This window comes from Bacillus sp. 196mf (genome assembly GCF_003217275.1).
Lineage (GTDB): Bacteria > Bacillota > Bacilli > Bacillales > Bacillaceae_G > Bacillus_A > Bacillus_A thuringiensis_S.
On the sequence record NZ_QJTG01000009.1, the window covers coordinates 52,821 to 68,957 of the forward strand.

The following is a 16,137-nucleotide window of genomic DNA, read 5'->3' on the forward strand; positions in this document are numbered from 1 at the left end:
TGTTTTATCCGTTTTTCTTCGCCATGAAGAAAATACGCTCTGTTTGTTCTGTAACTTCAAGTCGCTCAAAATCACCTGTTACACGAAGAACTGTAAAACCTGCTTCTTCAAGCCATTTCGTTAACTCTTCCACTTGATATGCACGTTGCACGTGACATTCGTCAAACCGATGGTACACATCTTCTTCCGGATCTTGAACAAAGAATGTCAAATCATGCTCTACACTATTTGATTCTTCACCAGGGAAGCAATTCCAAATAAGAGATATTTCTTCTCCATTCACTGTATACGTTTCATTTTGAAATACATGATGTATTTTATATAAAGAATGTACATCAAATAAAAACAAACCATCTTGACGCAAATGGTGAAACACTCTTCTAAATGTTTCTTGTACTCCATCTTCTTGCAATACATAATTTAATGAATCACAAAAAATCGTTACACAGTCAAACTCACCCGGAACATCAAGCTCGCGCATATCTTGTTGGTAAAAAGGAATAAAATGCCCTTCTCCGCCTAGTTTTTGCTGAGCGACTGTTAACATTTCTTCTGAAAGATCGACACCTATTAAATCGTAACCCTTTTGCACAAGCGGCAGGGTTACATTACCTGTACCGCATGCTACATCAAGAATTTTTGCCTCTTTCATACCTGCCTGCTGTAAACTTTCCTCTGTAAATTCCACCCATTTATCATAAGGGACATCATTCATTAGTTCGTCGTACAACAATGCAAATTGTTCGTATTTCATTGTCCTAACTCTTCTGTAATATCTTCACGTGGCACATCGCCCCATAGACGCTCTAAATTATAGTGATTACGCTCATCTTTATGGAATACATGAGCAACTACATCTCCAAGATCAACTAATACCCAACGTGCTTCGTCAAACCCTTCCATACGTTGTACGTCGATTTGGAACTCATGTGCTTTTGATTTAATTTCACGTGCAATTGCTTGCACTTGTTTATCTGAATTTCCGTGACAAATAATGAAATAATCTGCAATTGGTGAAATACCTTGCATATTTAGGACAACCATATCTTCTGCTCTCTTATCATCAGCTGCTTTTGCCGCTAATACTAATAATTCTTTATCGTTCATTTACTCATTTCCTCCTTGATAACTGCATTGTATGTTTGGAATGTTAATGGATAAATCGTCTGATCTTTTTCCATTAAAAATTGAATTGTTCTTTTTAACGCAAATAATAGGGCTTGATTTATATCCGTATATGCGAGTTTACGAGCCTCTTCCACTCCTGGAAACTTTCGCCCAGGTTCAATGTAATCAGCTACATAAATCACTTTATCTAACATCGTCATATTCTCATGACCACTTGTATGATATGTAATAGCTTGCAAAATTTCAGAATCCGTAATGCCTACTTCTTTTTCTAGTAAGTATGCCCCAACAGGTGCATGCCATAACTCTTTGTTATAGCAAAGTAAATCTTTCGGCAAATCTTCACGTTTAATAATCTCTTCCATTTCTGAAATTGCTCTACATTTCGCATAATCATGGAATATAGCTGCCATCTCTGCTTTTTTCTCGTCCACACCGTATAACTTAGCAAGCTCAATCGCTGTCTCCATTACACCAATTGTGTGTATATAACGTTTTTCATGCATTTGTTGTTTGACAATATGCAGTGCATTCTCACGATTCATACAACCCATTCCTCTCGATATATACCTGTACTTTTTCAGGAAGTAAATATTTACACGTTTTCTTCTCTTTATATCTCTCACGTAATAAGGATGAAGAAACTGCAAATTCCGGAATTTCCACTGTAGTAATCTTATATGGTGTATGCAATGTATACCCAGGTCTTGCAACTCCAACAAAAGTTACAAGATTAAGTAAAGCTTCAATGTTATACCACTTCGGTAAATATTCAACCATATCCCCACCAATAATAAAGTGAAACTGCACATCCGGATACTTCTTCGTCAATTGTAACATAGTGTCATACGTATAAGATGGGCCCTTCCTACTTAGCTCTTCTAAACAAATAGAAAAGTGTTCTTCTGCCTCAGTCGCGAGCTCTAACATATGTAAACGACTTTCTACACTTGTAATATTACGCCCTTGTTTATGTGGCGGAATCTGGTTTGGCAAGAACCATACTTCTTCCAAGTTCAAAGCGTGATATACTTCATTTGCAATTAGCAAATGTCCATAGTGAGGCGGATCAAATGTACCGCCAATGATGCCAATTTTCCTCAAAAGAAACGCCCCTTCCTTTTATATACAGCAACTCTCCTTGGTTAGGAACGAAGAGAGTTGCTATTAATAAAAGTTCAATTGGTTTCGCTCTCTACATCATTACGCATCAGCGATAAAAAATAGCGCATGCTAATCTTTTTATCGAGGAAGCTTAATTTGTTTATTTTCTCTTGATTCTTTGTATAAAACGATTGTGCTTCCAATTACTTGAACGATTTCAGCACGTGCACCTTTTGCAAGTTCTTCCGCAACCTCACGGCGATCAAATTCACAGTTTTGTAATACGCTCACTTTAAATAGTTCACGAACTTCTAACGCTTCTCCAATTTGTTTTACCATATTTTCATTTACTCCGCCTTTTCCTACTTGAAAAATTGGTGTTAAATGATGTGCTTGTGCACGTAAAAATCTTTTTTGTTTTCCTGTTAACATATATGTTAGCCTCCAAGCTTTTCTATAACTAATTGTTTCATTCGATTAATATTTGGTACACGTCCTGTCCACATTTCAAATGCAAGTGCTCCTTGATAAACAAACATATCAATACCATTTTGAATGATTGCGCCTTGCTCTTTTGCCTCACATAAAATTTTCGTTTCAAATGGATTATAAATTATATCTGATACAATCGTTCCTTTTTTTAACGAACACATTTGTAATGGCGTATGTTCGACGTGTGGATGCATACCTATCGTTGTCGTCTGAATGATAATATCATAATTTCCTTGTTCTTCTGTCGCTTTTTCTAACGACAAAGCAACAGAATTAACATCGGCCGTACGTGCAGCAATAAGTTCTTTCGCCTTATCTACTGTACGATTGGCTACATCAATCTCTTTTACACCTACATCAGCAAGAGAAAAATAAATAGCTCGGCTAGCACCACCTGCACCAAGTAACAAAATACGTTTCCCTTGAAGTGGTTCATTACTAATTGACTGCAGCGCTCGAACAAAACCAATTCCATCTGTGTTGTAGCCAATTAACCTTCCATTCTTATGAACCACTGTATTTACTGCACCGATTTTCCTTGCCAATGGATCAATCTCATCCAAATACTCCATGATAGCAACCTTGTGCGGAGTTGTTACATTAAATCCTGAAATACCTAATGCTTTTAAACCTCTTACTGCTTCCCCTAGCGCTTCCTCTTCAACAAGGAATGCATGATAATGGGCATCCATATTCAAGTGTTCAAATGCATCGTTATGCATAACGGGTGATAATGAATGTCCAATTGGATTTCCGATTACACCATATAATTGTTTCATAAATCCCTCTCCATATTAAATTAAAGATTTACGTAGTGAAACACTTACTCCTTTTGGTACGTGTGCAACAATTTTTGCGCCTGGTTCGTTCACAGTAACCCATCCTAATCCAGAGAATACAACATCCGTCTTTGGTTCACGAATATTAAATTCGTATTTCACTAACTCAGGCATATTTGCTAATTCTTCTGGCGTTGGCGGGCTTAGTAAATCTCCAGCATGATTTTTATATAATTCATCTGCTTTCTCAAGCTTTGTACGATGGATTGTTAAACGATTCGAGAAGTGACAAGTAAACGCACGACGACCACCACTTACATAATCAAAACGTGCCAATCCACTAAAGAATAACGTTTGTTCTTCATTTAATTGGAATACCATCGGCTTAATTTCTTTTGTTGGTGTAATAAGCTTTAAGCTTTGCTTCCCAACATAATGAGCCATTTGGTGGTGGTTAATAATACCTGGCGTATCATATAAAGAAGATTCTTTGTCTAATGGAATATCAATTAAATCCAGTGTTGTTCCTGGGAAATGAGATGTTGTAATTACATTTTCAGTCTCATCACTAAATTCTTTAATCATACGATTAATAAATGTCGATTTCCCTACATTCGTACATCCAACAACGTAAACATCTTTGCCGCCGCGATAATACTCAATAGCATCTGCTAGTTCAGCAATTCCTTGTCCCTTCGCTGCACTAATTAAAAAGACATCTTCTGGTTTTAATCCTAGCTGCTTTGCACTATAGCGCATCCAATGCTTTACTTTATCATGTTTTACTGACTTTGGAATTAAATCAGCTTTATTTCCAACAAGTAATACTTTATTATTCCCTACGAAACGATGTAAGCCAGGTAACCAGCTACCATTAAAATCAAAAATATCTACAATTTTGACTACTAATGCATCTGATTTTCCAATTCCATTTAAAATGCGTAGGAAGTCATCATCTGTTAACGATACATCTTGAATTTCATTGTAATGCTTCAAGCGAAAACAACGTTGACAAATGACTTGTTCTTTTTCTAAAGATGAGGCAGGAGCATACCCCACTTCATTTTTATTTTCTGTTTGAATTTCTACACCGCAACCAATACATTTAATTGTTTCAGTCAAACTTTATTCCTCCCAGTTAATTAAACCTTTTTTCTTCATATTTTTCATAATTCTTCGTTCAATTTTTCGATTAAAGCGCGTTACTAATCCGTCCGTTTGTGCTACCGGTACAACTAAAATTGTATGAAGGCCTACTCGGTTTCCACCAAGCACGTCAGTCAGTAACTGATCTCCAATTACTACAACTTCATCTGGCTGCAAACGCATCTCTTGTATCGCACGCTTAAATGCGCGAACAAATGGTTTACGTGCACTATGAATAAATGGAATACCTAATGGATCAGCAAAATCTTTCACACGTTGCTCATTATTATTTGAAACGACCGTTACTTGAATGCCTTGCTCTTTCATTTCCAAGAACCATTTTTCAAGTTGCGGCGTTGCATTGGGACGATCCCATTCAATTAAAGTGTTATCTAAGTCAGTAATAACGCCTTTAATCCCACGTTTTTTTAAATCTTCTGGTTGAACATGATATACATTTTTCACATATTCATTTGGTAAAAATAGTTTCAATTTCTTTCACCTCTTTGAGGATTTTTCATAAAATTTTTCGACAACATTTTTCGATATATAACCTGTGGATAAAATTGTACACATTTTCCACATTAATTTTGCAGTTAATTTGGAATTTACTAACAAACTATACACACTTTATCCACCTAGGTATGTGGATAACCACTCGTTTGTGACTGTCATATTTTTTTGGTACATTAAATGCATCAACGAATCAATCCTTATATTATTAGGAGGTGACTCACCTTGAAAACAAAACATATGGAACAGTTATCCACTGAGTTACTCACTGAGTCTTATTATAAAGCAAAAGAACTAAAATTAAATCCCGACTTCATTTTACTTATAAAACAAGAAATCATTAGACGCTCATTAGAGGACAAGCTTGTCAAATCATCTTGATTACATATAAAGTGAAAGTTTAATCAGCCCTTACCAATCAAACAGTTAAAGGATAAATTATTAGATGCCCTGTAAAAAGAGCCATCCTACGATGGCTCTCGAATAAACAAGTACTCCCATCTAGGGGATTTCATCATTAAGTATCTTTGCCCATAACTCTTACTTACGGTTATAAAAGCTTTTCTTTATTTATGAGCTAAGCGAGTAGCTATTTTTTCACCAAGACGAAGCTCTTGTCCACTCTTTAATTCCTGCACTACTTCTATCATATCTTTTTCAAACAATAACACAACTGTTGAACCAAATGTAAAGTATGCCATTTCTTCACCTTTTTGAACAGTGTCTCTCTCATGCAAAAGCTCAATACTATTAACAAACATAGCACCTACTTTTATAAGAGCCATATGCTCGCCATCACTGCTTACTTCTGTAACAGAACGATAATTTTTTGACAGTGGTTCTTTCCCGTATTCCATACCAGCTGCATTTACCGGATATGATTTTCTACCGAGTACAAATCTTTCAGTCACAGAACCAGAAAGCGGACTATGAATGCGATGATAATGACTTGGACTCAAATAAATTACCATATATGTACCGCCTGCATATCGCGTTGCACGTTCTTCATTACCTAGCATATCCACGATTGAATAGCGCTTTCCTTTAATATCAAATGTTTTTGTATCCTCAATAGGACCATGATCTGCAAAAACACCATCAACAGGACTAACGATACTCGATGCATCTGTATCAATACTACGCTTTCCTTCTTTTAGCTTACGCGTAAATAATTCATGCAATGTTCTATATTCCTTCAAACCCTTTTCCATCTCATCTTGATTAATTTGAAAAACTTTCGCATACGATGGAATAATGATAGAGCTCAAACGAGATTGTGCAAATTTACGTAATATATAAGAAGTAAAGCGACCATTTGTAAGTTCTATCATAAGTCGATATAATGTACGTCGCAAATTGCGAAACCCCCTAATCAGTCTATAACTTTAGTTTTCCCTTATTTTCTTTCTATATCATACGTAAAATTGGTTCTTATTCCCACATATCATATAAAGCAGCCTTATTATACATACAGAAAACTAAGTATGGTATTATTCTTAAATTATTTAGCACCTTCTAATATTACAGATAGAATCCGTCATTTTCAACAGTGAACATGTATTTCTTCTTAGCATAACTCGTTTTCTTTTCTTATTTACAATAAGAAAAGCAGCCTATTTTAAAATATGGCTGCTTCTAATACACTTTACTCTTTCGCTTTTTTCTCTTTCTCTGCCCTTACAAACTCGTGGAACATTTTCATTAAAGCACGCTTTTCGATCCGTGATACGTAACTTCTAGAAATGCCAAGTGCCTTAGCGATTTCCCGCTGTGTTTTCTCCTTATCTAGCCCGAGTCCAAAACGTTTCACAATCACTTCTTTTTCTCTTTCGTCTAAAATATCGATATACTCTTTAATTTTTTCTAACTCCATACTAAGCTGAATCATATCAATTACATCTTCAGACTCTGATTTTAATATATCAATAAGCGATATTTCATTGCCCTCTTTATCTTGCCCGATCGGATCATGAAGTGAAACATCTTTTTTCGTTTTCTTTAGTACACGTAAATGCATCAAAATTTCATTTTCAATACAGCGTGCTGCATACGTCGCAAGCTTCGTTCCCTTTCCTGCAGAATAGCTCTCGATCGCTTTAATGAGCCCGATCGTACCAATTGAAATTAAATCTTCTGCATCTTCTCCTGTGTTCTCAAATTTTTTAACGATATGAGCTACAAGCCGTAAATTATGTTCAATTAAAAGATTTCTCGCTTGAGCATCACCTTGCTCCATTAACTCTAAGTACTTTCTCTCATCATCTGATGATAACGGCTGCGGAAACGCATTATTTTTCACATAAGAAACAAAGACAAACACTTCTCGAACCATATATCCAATTGCGGCGAATAGACTCAAACCTTTCACCTCCGCCAAAATAGTGGTCTTTATTATGTGTATGTGGGCTTGAGGTTGTTTGTGTCTGTACAGTTTATTTATAAAACTCAACACTTCCAACATTTAAAATATTTTATTGTTATATTATAATTATATAAAATTGTTATTTATATATGAATATGCTATTAAAGGGGAAACTATTCATGCTTACATTAGATCGATTATTAAATGTAACAATTTATTTAGGGGTATTTTTACTTTTCATTTCGTTCATTACTTTTGTTATTAAGAGAGGGCCTGATTTATTATTTTTTCAATTTGGAATTTCTTTGTTTTTTGGAGCTCAAATTATAATTGGAATGAAATTTTTTCATAATTATGGTTTCTCCTTTCACTCAAAACTAGAACTACTTATCTTTATTTTCTATGTAATTGGATTTATTACATGTATACTACTGTTCTTTAACTTTCAAAATCCGTATCGAATTTTTTTATTAATTTGTAGTTTTTTATTTTTAACTGGATCCAATTATTACTTTAAAGAAACATTAAATTTTAGTAAAAAAACTCCAAAGCAACATAAAACTTTTTTAAGTACACAAGAAGACTCTTTTCCAAAAGAAGTCCGTAAATTTTCAGAGGATTACAATAACATAATAAGGAATGATTTTTATGAAATACCGATGATTCCTACTGAATTACAGATTACAAGCAAAAAACATTCTTCCCATAGTACATCTTTCTTAGTTGAACTTTATAATAGCGAGAATGAAATTACTGATGACTCTGTACAATTAACTCCATCAGACCGTTTTTATATACTGTTAAATACACAAAAAACAAAAATATCAAAAATAGTATATGAAGGGCAAAATTTTTTCACATTAACAGTCACACTAAAGGCTCTTAATTTACAGCAAGAACCAGAAATTCATAATATGTTTTTAGAAATAGATAAACGTAGAGCGATGAATCTTCTTAATTTTGAAATTAAAGCCCATACTAAAGAATGGAAAGTAACATTTAAAAGTGATAATTCTTCTTCCAATCTTCCTATCACATTTAATTTTGAAAAACGAACAGGCAAATTATAAAAATAAAAAGAGTTATTTTCTTTGAAAAATAACTCTTTTTACTTTACTTACTCCAAATCTTTCTCCCAGTTTGGGCATCAATATAACGAATTTCCCGACTACAATCAAAAGGTTCTTTATGTTTTTCATCTGTCGTTTGTTTGTACAGTAGTTTGTATTTCGTTTCCTCTGCATCATGATCTACAAACCATTCTAATTTAACTCGGATAGCCTCTCTGTATATTTCTAACGCTTTTTCTTTTGTTACTTTTGGTGTTGTTTCATATGCAAGTAATTCTTTTATAAAGTTGCCAGACTCTCCAGAGTAGTGCATCACAGCACCATTTTCTGCATTGATGTTGATCATAATATATTTCCGCTCTACATGAATGTCATTTACATAGATTGAAAAGGAAAACCTCTCTATCCCCTCTTCCTCCTCATAATTATCCCAAAGTTGAACATACTTTGTCGCATCTGGGATAATATGCTCTAAAAATTGAAGTGCCTTGCTTAAACATTGCTCTCTCGATAAGATTGTTTTCCTTTTTTTCTCATCCTTCCACATAAAAAAAGAAAGCAATTGATTTGTTTCTTTATCTAGAGTAATTACAACGAATTCATCATGTTTCAACATTGGAAAATGTTTTTTATAAAACTCATCCATTGAATATGAATCCTTCTCTTCTATTTCTTTTTGTAATTCTTCTTTTAATACAAATTTTATCCGGACTTCATCCTCATCTACTTTTTCATCTATTTTGACAAACTTCTCCTTGTCCCAATCAAATAAATCAAACACATCTTTTTTTTGACTACTCTTTAGCGGTTTATCAACAAGTACTGTAGAAGGTAATTTATAGTGTTCTGGCCCATATAAATCTTTACCTGTACTTGCATCAATAAACGCATGACTAGGCTCTGGTTCATATACAAGATGGTACCCTTTTACTTCTTCCTCGTTTTCATACTCACATGAAGAGTATGTTAAATCTACAAATACAAGTCTCATATCTTGTCTAGCTTTCAAATTTTCTAAAACGATATTCTCCCCAACAATTTCACTTGGCCATAACGGTTTTTTCTCTATGGCTTTTTGTCCATTATAATGAAAATGCACAACATTATCTGAAGGGTGCACTCGCACAACACACCCAGTATTCGGCAATGGATAGCTATTCACTTCTTGCATATAATTTACTTCTTTCCAACCGCGCCTGTCGTCCTTAACCGTTACATATGTATAGAATTCATATCCTTCTTTTGTATATTTTTTTAAGAATGTATTTGCAACCTCTCTTGCTTTATTCTCCTCTATCGCTCCCTTATCACTCGAAAAAGAATTTCCATCATCTATCCTAAATTCAATTAAATTACCAGTATGTCTATTTAATGTAATTTGTATCTGTTTCTCCTCATCATCTTTATGTCCCCACCATAATAGATGATACGGGTCATCAACCCCTTCTTGATCATCTACAACAAGCCTATATTCATCTGGAATTTCAATAATATGAGCTACGTGCTCTTTTCTTTCTTTATCTTTTTGATTCACCATGCCCTCTCCTTTGTTACAATTTAAGGTAATTATAACAAAGAAAACCAAAACTTATTAACAAAAAAAAGACTAGAGATATCTCTAGTCTTCTACTTCGTCTCACGGTGTAACGTTACTCGCTTTAATCGTGGACAATATTTTTTTAGTTCGATACGTTCTGGATTGTTTCGTTTATTTTTTTTAGAAATATAATTACGATCACCGCACTCCGTACAAGCTAATGTAATATTTACACGCATAGGTAATTCTCCTTTCTTTCAAAGATCGCAAACTAAAACGTAATGATTACGATTTATATATTATAAAACTTCATTCTATTTGTCAATTGCAAAAACAAGAAGATTCCATTTAGAATCCCCTTGTTTTTATAGTTAAATAAATTTTATTAAAACGATTCGTATGTAACAAACTCACTAATTGGCTTTCGATATCCTCTTGGACGAACTTTAGTCGTATCACTTTTCCCTATCGTAATCATTAAAACAGGTATTACATGCTCTGGCATATTTAATTCACTTTGTACTGCTTTTTCATCGAAACCAATCATTGGACATGTATCATAGCCATAATATTTAGCTGCGTACATAAAAGTCATCGCGCTTAACGAAGCATTTCTAATCGCTTCATCCTCCATGAAACGCTCTCCTTTTCCTTCATATAAACCTTTCGTTTGCCTAATTGTATCTTCATATTCGCATTCATCAATCATTTTTAAAACTTTCATACCGAAGTAAATATTTTCAACATTTTGGTATGCTCTTTTATCACCACAAACGAGCACTACCGCTGATGCACTCGATACTTTATATTGACCGAACGCTAATTCTTTTAATCTTTCTTTTCGCTCTTGATCACGAATTACAACATAATGTGTGTGCTGCAAATTATAGCAAGATGGAGAAAGCTTAGTTAACTCAAATATTTTTTTAAAATCCTCATCAGGGATTTCTATACCTTGTATAAATTTCATTGCAGAACGTCTAGCAATTGCTAATTCTTCAAAGTTCACCGTATATCCTCCTTAATAACTATAAATTTAAATATACATTAATTTATACAAATGGATAAATAAAATAAAAACACTTTAAATCCGAATAATAATTATGATTAACAGCAAAAAAGACAAAAAGCTGAAACAATTAGTTCATACGAAATTCACACGAATCTATTACTATAGAAATTGTACATAGTGAACTTATTAACAATCACGTTTATTTATATAGAATCTTACTCGAAAGGAGTTGAAAGTATGAAAACTAAATATCGCTTTATGATCTCATCATTTGCTGCTTGTGCTTATATGATTTGGTATTTAGTATAATAACAACCTCACTTGTAAATAGGAAAAGGTGTGTATATAAATGGAATATAATCAATCAACAGTTAACTACTGGAAAGCTTTTGTATTACCATATACATTTGCTTTAGAAGAGTTAAAAACTAAATTTGAAATTATGAACCGGGAAGCTCAATTTTTAGAGGATTACAACCCGTTTGAACATATAAAAACAAGACTAAAACAACCTGAAAGTATTATTAAAAAGCTTGAACGTAAAAATTTATTACCGACAGTTGAAAATGCCCAAACGCATTTACAAGATATTATTGGTATTCGTATTACATGTTGCTTCGTAGAAGATATTTATCATTTAAAAGAAGTCATTCAAAAGCGTGAAGATATGGAAATCATAGAGGTAAAAGATTATATCGCTAACCCAAAACGAAACGGTTATAAAAGTTTACACATGATTATTAAATATCCTTTATCACTGAATTCTGGTACAAAAGATGTATTTGCAGAAATTCAGTTACGTACACTGGCAATGGACTTTTGGGCAAGTTTAGAACACAAACTTTATTATAAATATGAAGGGAAAATACCGGAGTATTTAAAAGATGAACTACATGATGCAGCAATGAAAGCTGAAGATCTTGATAATAAAATGGCCACAATTCGTCAAGATATTGATGATATTGAGGCATGCTCAAATCAAATTATGCTACCACTATAAAAAAAGGTTCTCGCCAATGAGAACCTTTTTTATACCATTTTTTTGGAGGTGTGACTCCCACGCTTATTAAAGTTTCACGTTATTTTTTCTCTATCGTGCGAACCTCTTCAATCTTCCATTTCTCATCTTCTTTTCCAAGAGCGTACTGTACTTTCTTTTGAAGAGTGACACTATCGTCTACTTCCTTTTCTTTCGTTTCAACAATAACATACCCTACTTTACTAGCTTTCATATCTATATGTTCCAATTCAATCTTCTTATTTCCCTTTTGAAATGCGGCTTCTTTTTGTGTTTTTAAGTCTTCAGCACTAGGCATCTTCTTTGAAAATAACTCCATATGTTCTGCAAGATTTTTTTCATTCGTCGTTCGCACAAATGTAGTAATAACATCTTGAATAGATCTCTCTTCTTCTTTTGTTATTTGTACCTTTTCCTCAGATTTTTTAGTAGTAGATTTTTGTTCTACGTTATTCTCTTCTTGTTGACATCCAACTAGTAATACTACAAACACTAGAAGGAATCTTAATTTCCTAAATATTTTTTCCATATTCCCAACTCCTAAAAAGAAAAGTGAGGCATTTCGCCTCACTTTCGCTCTTAATTAACGTCTTCCTTTATTCGGATCGCCACCGCCAACAATATCAAAGACACGTTTCGCTATATTTGTATTCTCTTGAACGCCTGAGAATAAGTATTTACCTGGACCAAATGCATACACGTTCACATCTTCCCCTGTATGTCCACCAGTTGTCCAGCCTGTAACCGAGCGCTTATTGAAAATATCTTCAATTGCATTATCAATCTTTGTTACATCTTTTGACGGAGCTATATCATTTACAGATTGAATTTCTTCTGGAGTTAATTGTAAATCAATATACTTTTTCAATGTTTCTTCTACATTTGCACCTTTTGCAATCTCATTTGCCATAAAGTCTGGTGTGCGTTTTGCAGCTTTAATTGGATCTACTTTAAAGTTATACTCGCCATTGGCCCCTAAAGATAATCCACCTGTAGCGTGGTCTGCCGTTGCAACAACTAACGTATTTTTATCTTTTTTCGCAAACTCAATCGCTGCTTTGAAAGCTTTTTCGAAGTCTTCCATTTCACTCATTGCACCAACGATATCATTATCATGTCCAGCCCAGTCGATTTGACTTCCTTCCACCATTAAGAAGAAACCATTTTTATTTTTGTTCAAACGCTCAATTGCTGCATTAGTCATTTCTTCTAATGAAGGTGTTTTATCATTACGGTCAATCATTTTATCTAATCCACCTGGTGCAAATAAACCAAGAATTTGATCATTTTTATCATTTAACAATTGATCTCGATCCGTTACATAGCTATAACCAGATTTCTTAAACTCTTCTGTAAGATTACGATCTTTTCTAACAAAGTTCTTTACGCCGCCGCCAAGCATAACATCTACTTTATGCTTCCCTTTAATTTTCTCATCAAAATAATCATTTGCAATTGCGTCCATATTTTTACGGCTAATGTCATGCGCACCGAAAGCAGCTGGTGTTGCATGTGTAATTTCAGAAGTTGCAACAAGTCCCGTTGATTTCCCTTTTTCTTTCGCTTGCTCAAGAACCGTTTTCACTTCCGCTTTATCATTATCAACTGCAATTGCAGCATTATATGTTTTAATCCCTGCTGACATAGCTGTTGCTGCTGATGCAGAGTCTGTAATATTTTCATGCTCATCTTCTGGGTATGTTTTTTGTGTTCCTACAAGATGCTTATCAAATTCTGTAGATTCCATTTCAAAGGTTTTTGGATTATCTTTCATATAACGGTGAGCCGTCATATATGAAGGGCCCATACCATCCCCAATTAATACGATAACATTTTTAATCTTTGCATTGCTTCCGTTCTCATCTGCATTAACCTCACTAGAACGAGTAAAATTCCATGTTGCTACCGAAGTAACTGCTAATGATGCCACAACTGCAAATGGCCATGCTTTTTTCACAAACTTTTTCACTGTCTTGTCCCCCTAATTAGGTTATTCATTTCCCACTATCAAATTTAATGGAAGACTATTAAGAGAAAATTAGCTGTATGTAAATTTTTTGTTAACTTATGTAAATATCAGTTATAATTTGTATAACTTTGTCTCTTCGTATCAGCCATCCTGCCCTTTACAATTTAAATATAAACAGGTTGGATTTCATTTAACGTAAATCTCTTTTTTTTACATTTTGACTCTATTTTTATGAAATTAAATAGAAATGCGGTGAGCCTTTATGAAAATAGTAAAGCTAAATGAGTCTTTTATTTTTGAATTACTTAATCTTTGCAAATCTGTTGGATGGTTACACGATGAAATTTTTATGAAAAAGCAATTCGAAATGTATCTTTCTATCGGCACACTTGTAGGTTATATTCATGAAAATAAACTCATTGCGACTGGAGGAGTATTTCCTTTTACAAGTAACTTCACTTCCATTGGTATGTTAATCGTTCACCCTAATTTTCAAGGACGAGGAATAGGGCGCATGTTGCTAAATCATTGCTTGGAACAAATTCATCCAAAACAACCAATTGCACTTATTGCGACAAAAGCTGGCGAACCTCTATACACATCATGTGGATTTCAAACAGCAACAACAATTCATCGTTTTGAAAAGCAAACTACTAAGACGTATCCTTCTCACTTACAACAAGTACGAGAAGAAGACCTTATATCTCTTACTTCTCTTGATCAAATTGCAACTGGTGTGAATCGTTCTCTACTTTACTCTTTGCTATTACCAAGGGCCATACACGCTTTTAAAATTGAAAGAAATAACCGTATAGAAGCTTTTTCATTATGCATACAAAAGGGCAATATATTATGTATCCATCCACTTATCGCCAAGCAAGAAGAAGATGCTATTCAATTATTAAAAAAGATATGTGAATGTTGGAATGGTATAGTACGAATTGATGTCCCACATTCACAATTTATATTTCGTAAATTTCTTCAAACAGAAAATTTCCAAGAAACGCTCCTTTCACCTCTTATGATAAAAAATGGTAGCCAACTTCCTGGAAATCGTAATATGCTATTTGCTATGATAGATACAGCGTTATGTTAGAAAGGAGACACCTAATTGAAGCGATTTAGCTATTTCATGGTAGGTTGTCTTACTCTTACACTATTAGTAGGATGTAGTGCAGCAGAAAAGCCAGTAGAACAAGTAAAGCAAGTGAAAAATACAATTACAGCTAAACTAGCTACCGAGGAAAAAATGGTAGAAATAGATGGTCAAACCATTTACTTTAAAAAGATTGGTAATGAAAAACCACCTTTACTTATGATTCATGGCTTTGGAGGGTCATCAGATGGTTTTCAAAAGATTTACTCCGATTTAGCAAAAGATCATACAATTATTTCTGTAGATGCTTTAGGATTCGGGCGCTCATCTAAGCCAATGGATTTTTATTATTCTTTTCCAACTCATGCAAATTTGTATTATAAATTAATGAAAAAACTAGGGTATGATTCATTCGCAATACTGGGGCATTCCATGGGGGGAGAAATTTCTCTAAATTTAACATATTTATATCCTGAAGCAGTTACTCACCTTATTTTAACTGATGCTACAGGTGGTCCTCATACATTCGTTACTAAACAAGGCTCACCAAAACCACAATTGCCGACTGATTTAAATGCCGTTTCTTCTATTACTGATTATGATGAGAGCAAAGTGAAATTCAAACGTAACGATGAAGAGCATTATAACAAAATGAAACTATGGCCTAGACGTCTTAAAATTAATGCGAATGAAATGAAACAGCCGACTTTAATTATATGGGGCAGAAATGATAGTAGCGTTTCTTGGAAAGAAGGAGAAACGTATCATCAATTCTTAAAAAATAGCACTTTACATATTATTGAAAAAGGTTATCATGCACCATTTCGCCAAGAACCACAAGAATTTGTCGGGTATGTACAAGACTTCTTTAAGAACAATCCGATCAAAGTTGAAAAATAACATAAACGGGT

20 protein-coding genes are annotated in these 16,137 nt (G+C 34.0%); 5 read left to right on the forward strand and 15 right to left on the reverse strand.

Annotation, left to right across the window (positions count from 1 at the left end; all coding sequences use genetic code 11):
• Positions 1–4 precede the first annotated feature (4 nt).
• The 8 genes from ATL10_RS14810 to ATL10_RS14845 all read right to left on the reverse strand — a co-directional run bounded on the left by ATL10_RS14810 (position 5) and on the right by ATL10_RS14845 (position 5,141).
• Complete coding sequence (locus ATL10_RS14810; RefSeq protein ID WP_000873074.1) at positions 5–754, reverse strand: class I SAM-dependent methyltransferase; 750 nt, start codon at positions 752–754, stop codon at positions 5–7.
• Positions 751–1,107: a ribosome silencing factor gene (gene rsfS, locus ATL10_RS14815; RefSeq protein ID WP_000998193.1), complete on the reverse strand. Its 357-nt coding sequence runs from the start codon at positions 1,105–1,107 to the stop codon at positions 751–753. Before rsfS ends, ATL10_RS14810 begins: the two co-directional genes overlap by 4 nt.
• Positions 1,104–1,673 (reverse strand): bis(5'-nucleosyl)-tetraphosphatase (symmetrical) YqeK, encoded by a 570-nt coding sequence (gene yqeK, locus ATL10_RS14820; RefSeq protein WP_075719079.1) that lies wholly within the window; start codon positions 1,671–1,673, stop codon positions 1,104–1,106. The genes rsfS and yqeK overlap by 4 nt, the downstream gene beginning before the upstream one ends.
• A complete protein-coding gene (gene nadD / locus ATL10_RS14825; RefSeq protein ID WP_001226048.1) occupies positions 1,663–2,232 on the reverse strand; it encodes a nicotinate-nucleotide adenylyltransferase in 570 nt (189 codons plus the stop codon). The genes yqeK and nadD overlap by 11 nt, the downstream gene beginning before the upstream one ends.
• A 138-nt stretch (positions 2,233–2,370) precedes the next feature.
• The gene (yhbY, locus tag ATL10_RS14830; RefSeq protein ID WP_000955227.1) at positions 2,371–2,664 is read right to left on the reverse strand and encodes a ribosome assembly RNA-binding protein YhbY; all 294 of its coding nucleotides are present in this window, start codon (positions 2,662–2,664) and stop codon (positions 2,371–2,373) included.
• A gap of 5 nt (positions 2,665–2,669) precedes the next feature.
• A complete protein-coding gene (aroE, locus tag ATL10_RS14835) occupies positions 2,670–3,503 on the reverse strand; it encodes a shikimate dehydrogenase (RefSeq protein WP_053563633.1) in 834 nt (277 codons plus the stop codon).
• 15 nt (positions 3,504–3,518) lie between these two features.
• Positions 3,519–4,625 (reverse strand): ribosome biogenesis GTPase YqeH, encoded by a 1,107-nt coding sequence (yqeH, locus tag ATL10_RS14840; RefSeq protein WP_090977046.1) that lies wholly within the window; start codon positions 4,623–4,625, stop codon positions 3,519–3,521.
• Between the two features lie 3 nt (positions 4,626–4,628).
• Positions 4,629–5,141 (reverse strand): YqeG family HAD IIIA-type phosphatase, encoded by a 513-nt coding sequence (locus ATL10_RS14845; RefSeq protein ID WP_000765314.1) that lies wholly within the window; start codon positions 5,139–5,141, stop codon positions 4,629–4,631.
• 246 nt (positions 5,142–5,387) lie between these two features.
• Between ATL10_RS14845 and sda the strand changes: the two genes are divergently transcribed.
• Positions 5,388–5,543 carry a sporulation histidine kinase inhibitor Sda gene (gene sda, locus ATL10_RS14850; RefSeq protein ID WP_000850094.1) on the forward strand — a complete coding sequence of 52 codons (156 nt, stop codon included), beginning with the start codon at positions 5,388–5,390 and terminating at the stop codon, positions 5,541–5,543.
• Between the two features lie 185 nt (positions 5,544–5,728).
• Here sda and ATL10_RS14855 read toward each other — a convergent pair whose 3' ends face one another.
• Entirely contained in the window at positions 5,729–6,517 is a 789-nt protein-coding gene (locus ATL10_RS14855; protein WP_090977044.1) for a phosphatidylserine decarboxylase, read from the reverse strand.
• A gap of 290 nt (positions 6,518–6,807) precedes the next feature.
• Positions 6,808–7,521, reverse strand: a complete 714-nt coding sequence (sigK, locus tag ATL10_RS14860; protein ID WP_000051382.1) for an RNA polymerase sporulation sigma factor SigK — start codon at positions 7,519–7,521, stop codon at positions 6,808–6,810.
• 152 nt (positions 7,522–7,673) lie between these two features.
• On the opposite strand from sigK, the gene ATL10_RS14865 reads away from it, so the two are divergent.
• Positions 7,674–8,594, forward strand: a complete 921-nt coding sequence (locus tag ATL10_RS14865) for a hypothetical protein (protein ID WP_088022816.1) — start codon at positions 7,674–7,676, stop codon at positions 8,592–8,594.
• A gap of 43 nt (positions 8,595–8,637) precedes the next feature.
• On the opposite strand, the gene ATL10_RS14870 is transcribed toward ATL10_RS14865, so the two are convergent.
• The 3 genes from ATL10_RS14870 to ATL10_RS14880 form a co-directional block, all read right to left on the reverse strand.
• Positions 8,638–10,131: a YcdB/YcdC domain-containing protein gene (locus tag ATL10_RS14870; protein ID WP_097925243.1), complete on the reverse strand. Its 1,494-nt coding sequence runs from the start codon at positions 10,129–10,131 to the stop codon at positions 8,638–8,640.
• A gap of 89 nt (positions 10,132–10,220) precedes the next feature.
• Positions 10,221–10,370, reverse strand: coding sequence for a 50S ribosomal protein L33 (rpmG, locus tag ATL10_RS14875; RefSeq protein WP_001265617.1), 150 nt, complete (start codon positions 10,368–10,370; stop codon positions 10,221–10,223).
• A 146-nt stretch (positions 10,371–10,516) separates the two neighbouring features.
• Positions 10,517–11,140, reverse strand: a complete 624-nt coding sequence (locus tag ATL10_RS14880) for a nitroreductase family protein (protein ID WP_001008498.1) — start codon at positions 11,138–11,140, stop codon at positions 10,517–10,519.
• A gap of 352 nt (positions 11,141–11,492) precedes the next feature.
• On the opposite strand from ATL10_RS14880, the gene ATL10_RS14885 reads away from it, so the two are divergent.
• Positions 11,493–12,143: a GTP pyrophosphokinase gene (locus ATL10_RS14885; RefSeq protein ID WP_000456218.1), complete on the forward strand. Its 651-nt coding sequence runs from the start codon at positions 11,493–11,495 to the stop codon at positions 12,141–12,143.
• Positions 12,144–12,222: 79 nt separating this feature from the next.
• Here the strand turns inward: ATL10_RS14885 and ATL10_RS14890 are convergent, their stop codons facing one another.
• Together ATL10_RS14890 and ATL10_RS14895 are read right to left on the reverse strand one after the other, a co-directional pair.
• Positions 12,223–12,690 (reverse strand): hypothetical protein, encoded by a 468-nt coding sequence (locus ATL10_RS14890; protein ID WP_090977040.1) that lies wholly within the window; start codon positions 12,688–12,690, stop codon positions 12,223–12,225.
• A 54-nt stretch (positions 12,691–12,744) separates the two neighbouring features.
• The gene (locus ATL10_RS14895; RefSeq protein WP_110497088.1) at positions 12,745–14,130 is read right to left on the reverse strand and encodes an alkaline phosphatase; all 1,386 of its coding nucleotides are present in this window, start codon (positions 14,128–14,130) and stop codon (positions 12,745–12,747) included.
• A gap of 262 nt (positions 14,131–14,392) precedes the next feature.
• Here ATL10_RS14895 and ATL10_RS14900 point away from each other — a divergent pair, with 262 nt between their 5' ends.
• Both ATL10_RS14900 and ATL10_RS14905 read left to right on the forward strand, forming a co-directional pair.
• Positions 14,393–15,226, forward strand: a complete 834-nt coding sequence (locus ATL10_RS14900; protein ID WP_000706702.1) for a GNAT family N-acetyltransferase — start codon at positions 14,393–14,395, stop codon at positions 15,224–15,226.
• 15 nt (positions 15,227–15,241) lie between these two features.
• Positions 15,242–16,126 carry an alpha/beta fold hydrolase gene (locus tag ATL10_RS14905; protein ID WP_000819813.1) on the forward strand — a complete coding sequence of 295 codons (885 nt, stop codon included), beginning with the start codon at positions 15,242–15,244 and terminating at the stop codon, positions 16,124–16,126.
• The last annotated feature ends 11 nt before the right edge of the window (positions 16,127–16,137 follow it).

Excerpts from the sequence above, each read along its gene's own strand:
- ATL10_RS14810 (WP_000873074.1), bottom strand. The coding sequence starts at position 754 with ATGAAATACGAACAATTTGCATTGTTGTACGACGAACTAATGAATGAT.
- rsfS (WP_000998193.1), bottom strand. The coding sequence starts at position 1,107 with ATGAACGATAAAGAATTATTAGTATTAGCGGCAAAAGCAGCTGATGAT.
- yqeK (WP_075719079.1), bottom strand. The coding sequence starts at position 1,673 with ATGAATCGTGAGAATGCACTGCATATTGTCAAACAACAAATGCATGAA.
- yhbY (WP_000955227.1), bottom strand. The coding sequence starts at position 2,664 with ATGTTAACAGGAAAACAAAAAAGATTTTTACGTGCACAAGCACATCAT.
- aroE (WP_053563633.1), bottom strand. The coding sequence starts at position 3,503 with ATGAAACAATTATATGGTGTAATCGGAAATCCAATTGGACATTCATTA.
- ATL10_RS14865 (WP_088022816.1), top strand. The coding sequence starts at position 7,674 with ATGAATATGCTATTAAAGGGGAAACTATTCATGCTTACATTAGATCGA.
- ATL10_RS14870 (WP_097925243.1), bottom strand. The coding sequence starts at position 10,131 with ATGGTGAATCAAAAAGATAAAGAAAGAAAAGAGCACGTAGCTCATATT.
- rpmG (WP_001265617.1), bottom strand. The coding sequence starts at position 10,370 with ATGCGTGTAAATATTACATTAGCTTGTACGGAGTGCGGTGATCGTAAT.
- ATL10_RS14885 (WP_000456218.1), top strand. The coding sequence starts at position 11,493 with ATGGAATATAATCAATCAACAGTTAACTACTGGAAAGCTTTTGTATTA.
- ATL10_RS14890 (WP_090977040.1), bottom strand. The coding sequence starts at position 12,690 with ATGGAAAAAATATTTAGGAAATTAAGATTCCTTCTAGTGTTTGTAGTA.
- ATL10_RS14900 (WP_000706702.1), top strand. The coding sequence starts at position 14,393 with ATGAAAATAGTAAAGCTAAATGAGTCTTTTATTTTTGAATTACTTAAT.